General features: G+C 44.3%; 3 protein-coding genes. All 3 read right to left on the bottom strand.

The window, feature by feature from the left end; genetic code table 11:
• A partial coding sequence (locus tag B4H32_RS06250; protein WP_286800913.1) for an efflux RND transporter permease subunit occupies window positions 1-1,920 on the bottom strand: 1,920 nt, incomplete at its 3' end.
• Window positions 1,921-1,932: 12 nt separating this feature from the next.
• Complete coding sequence (locus B4H32_RS06245) at window positions 1,933-3,186, bottom strand: efflux RND transporter periplasmic adaptor subunit (protein WP_286800912.1); 1,254 nt, start codon at window positions 3,184-3,186, stop codon at window positions 1,933-1,935.
• A partial coding sequence (locus B4H32_RS06240) for a phosphatase PAP2 family protein (protein ID WP_286800911.1) occupies window positions 3,173-3,822 on the bottom strand: 650 nt, incomplete at its 5' end. The genes B4H32_RS06245 and B4H32_RS06240, both read right to left, overlap by 14 nt.

Below are 3,822 nucleotides of genomic sequence, written 5' to 3'. Positions count from 1 at the left end.
AGTACGCTCGCTCCAGTCTTTTAATTTAATAAAGGCAAGACCCGCGTTTTGACCTACCCCTGTGAATGAGAAACCAGCAACTGTAAAGATTGACTCTACATTTTCTTTTTCCTTATTCAAGAAATAGCCAGTCATGGTATCAATGACTTTATCGGTTCGTTCCAAGCTGGCGCTCGGCGGTAATTGAACCAATGTCATCACCACACCTTGGTCTTCTTCTGGCAAGAACGAAGATGGCAACATCTTGTAGATGCCAACCAAGGCCGCAATCACAACAATATAAAGCACGCCAGAGAATAACTTGTGGTGGGTCATACGATTGACACCGCCTTGGTATTTCTCTGAAAGTTTTTCAAAGCTACGGTTAAACCAACGGAAGAAACGCGCAAAAATGTTGTTGCTTTCTTGCTTGTTTGGATCGTGTTGTTTTAACAAGGTTGCACACAGGGCAGGGGTAAAGGTCAATGCTACGATCAAAGACAGGATCATCGCGGTAACCAGCGTGATCGAGAATTGACGGTAAATGACCCCAGTGGTTCCACTAAAGAATGCCATCGGTACGAATACCGCGGTTAACACACTGGTAATCCCGACTAAGGCACCCGAAATCTGACTCATCGACTTTTCAGTCGCAGGCACAGGTTCCAGATGTTCTTCCTGCATCACTCGTTCAACGTTTTCGACCACAACGATGGCATCATCCACCAAGAGACCGATAGCAAGTACCATTGCGAACATGGTGAGGGTGTTGATTGAGAAGCCGAAAATATTGATCACGGCAAAGGTACCCAATACAACGACAGGGACAGCAAGTGTTGGGATAATGGTTGCACGCCAGTTCTGCAAGAACAGGAACATGACGATAAATACCAAGACCACCGCTTCGATCAGGGTGTGTACAACACTTTCAATCGAAAGACGAATAAATGGTGTGGTGTCATAGGCCAGCTTGTCTTTTAAACCGCTTGGATAGTTATGACGTAACTCAGATAAACGTTTTTCAACTGCAGCTGCAGTATCCAATGCGTTGGCACCCGTTGCCAGTTTGATGGCCACACCACCTGCTGGGCTACCATTAAACTTCGAGTCAAATTGATAGTTATCAGAACCCAATTCTACACGCGCAACATCACCCAAGCGAACTTGAGCACCACCTGACGTATTTTTCAGGAAGATGTTTTTAAACTGTTCAGGGGTTTGCAACATGGTTTGTGCATTTACCGTTGCGTTAAGAACTTGGCCATTGACGGATGGAGCACCACCCAACTGACCCACTGCAACCTGTGCATTTTGTGCACGAATTGCCGCTGCAACATCCGTTGGTGTTAAATTGAAACTGCTTAATTTGGCAGGGTCCAGCCAGATACGCATGGCGTATGAACCACCAAATACTTGGAGTTCACCTACACCTGCCACACGACTCAGTGGCTCAGAAATATTTGAGTTCACATAATCTTTAATGTCAGAAGCAGAAAGGCTGTTATCTGGCGAATAAAATGCAATAACTTGCAAGAAGCTTGCACCAGACTTCGTCACTTTTACACCTTGACGTTGTACGTCAGCAGGTAACAGTGCTGTTGCTGATTGCAGTTTGTTTTGAACTTGTACTTGGGCGATATCTGGATCGACACCTTGTGCGAAGTTCAAGTTAATTGATGCTTGACCATTACCCGCACTATTCGATGAAATGTAACGTAAACCATCCAAACCATTCATTTGTTGTTCAATGATTTGGGTGACCGTATTTTCAACGGTTTGCGCAGAAGCCCCAGGATAAGTTGCAGAAATCGTTACCGTGGGGGGGGCAATTGTCGGATATTGTGCAACTGGCATTTTTGTGAGCGTGATAATACCCGCCAACATAATGACCAGTGCGATCACCCATGCAAAAATTGGGCGATGGATAAAAAATTGAGCCATGCAATCTACCCCTTAAGCTTGTGAAGTAGCTTTTTGTTCAGCTTTTGGTGAATTGGCTTGTTTTTGTTGTTCAGCTGCTTTTGGCGCTGTATTTTGACCTTCAGCTGCTTTTGGTTGATAAGGTTTGGCAGACACTTCTTGTCCTTCTTTCACCTTGGCAACACCATCAACAACAACCTTATCACCAGCCTGTAAGCCATCAGTTACAATCCAGTCTTGACCTTTTACACCTACGGTTGTGATTGGACGTGTCTCAATCGTACCTTTGGCATTGACCACTAAAGCAACGGCTTGACCTGTCGGTAAGCGTGATACGGCTGCCTGTGGAATCAGATATGCATTTGGCAAAATTCCTTGTGAGATTTTAGCCGTTGCATACATCCCTGGTAAGAGCAAGTGGTTTGGATTCGAGAACACTGCACGTAATGTCACTGTACCTGTATCAGGGTTCACACTTGCGTCAGAGAAGGCCAATTGACCTTCAACTGGATATTCTGAACCATCTTCAAGCGTGATTTTGACACGGGTATTGTTACTGTTGTTTAAACTGCCTTTGCTTAACTGTTGGCGTAGACGCAGTAATTCAGCACTCGATTGGTTGATATCAACATAGATTGGATCAAGTTGTTGAATCGTGACCAACGGATCTGCTTGATTGGCAGTGACCAATGCACCCGGTGTTACCGAAGAACGGCTAGACTGGCCTGAGATTGGCGCGCGAACTGTTGAGTAACCTAAAGTAATTTCTGCATTTTTCAATGCTGCTTCAGATGCTGCAACATCAGCTTCAGCCAATTTCACTTGCGCATTGATATCATCATATTCTTGTTTAGAAACCGCATTGGTTCCAACCAGTTGACGATAACGACCTTCTTTCACGCGTAATGCATTTAAGTTTGCTTGTTGACGCAATAAGGTTGCACGAGCATTGTCTGCTGTGGCACGGTTAGTATTGGCGTCAATTTGATAAAGCGCTTGACCTGCTTGAACGTAACTACCTTCAGCAAATAATCGTTTTAAGATCACGCCACCTGTTTGTGGACGAACTTCCGAGACTTGGTATGCTGAGGTTCGCCCTGACAGTTCGACGTTCTGTTCAACACTTTGTGGTTGAGCGACAATGACACCCACTTCTGGAGGCGGCATTTTTTGGGCAGCAGCAGCTTGCTGTGCATTTTTAGGGTCTTTGCTACAACCAACAAGCGCAATGCTTGTTGCTAATGCGCAAGCAGTGAGGGCAGGAGCCCAAAGCTTAGCCGACATCATTATTCCACCTCAATTTAGATTTTTTATCTAAAAACAAATTGTTGCTGAAAGTGCTTTGATACAGCCAAAACCAAAGCAACGAAGTCCAAATCAACCCAATTCCCCAACCGGCAAGTACGTCAGTTGGGTAGTGAACCCCCGCGTAAACTCTAGATATCCCCATGAAGATAAACCATAAAGTAGATACTAAAATGACACTGTTGCGATGTTTATATTGTTGACACAACAACATGGCTAAACTCGCAAGGGTTGCAGCATAAAGGCTATGGGCACTTGGGAAGGATGCGCCATAACTTTGAACCAAGTGATAAAACTCCATTGGTCTTGGTCGATCAATGCCCCATTTCAGAAGCCAACCAATCACAATACTGCCACTCACACTAAAAGAGATAAATATCACATTCTTATAATTTTTAATCCAAGTTTGATAAATACACAAAAAAGTGGTTAAAAATAATAAAAATGGCATTCCACCCAGTCGAGAAAGCAGAATGGTTACCTGGTTAAGCGCAAACGAACGGTGTTCAAATAAAGCTTGAACACTAAAAAGGTCTAAAGTCGATGTGTCGAGATAAACCAGCCCAAACACACCGAGTCCTAAAAAAAAGCAACCAATACAAAGCAGTAGGTACGGCA

The sequence above is a fragment of the Acinetobacter sp. UBA2063 genome (genome assembly GCF_002333245.1).
Classification (GTDB): domain Bacteria; phylum Pseudomonadota; class Gammaproteobacteria; order Pseudomonadales; family Moraxellaceae; genus Acinetobacter; species Acinetobacter parvus.
The sequence above is the reverse complement of the archived record's forward strand: the minus strand, read 5'-3'. Positions and strand labels throughout refer to the sequence as shown.

Bases quoted from the DNA above. Each gene is read 5' to 3' on its own strand.
- B4H32_RS06245 (WP_286800912.1), bottom strand. From the start codon at position 3,186: ATGATGTCGGCTAAGCTTTGGGCTCCTGCCCTCACTGCTTGCGCATTA.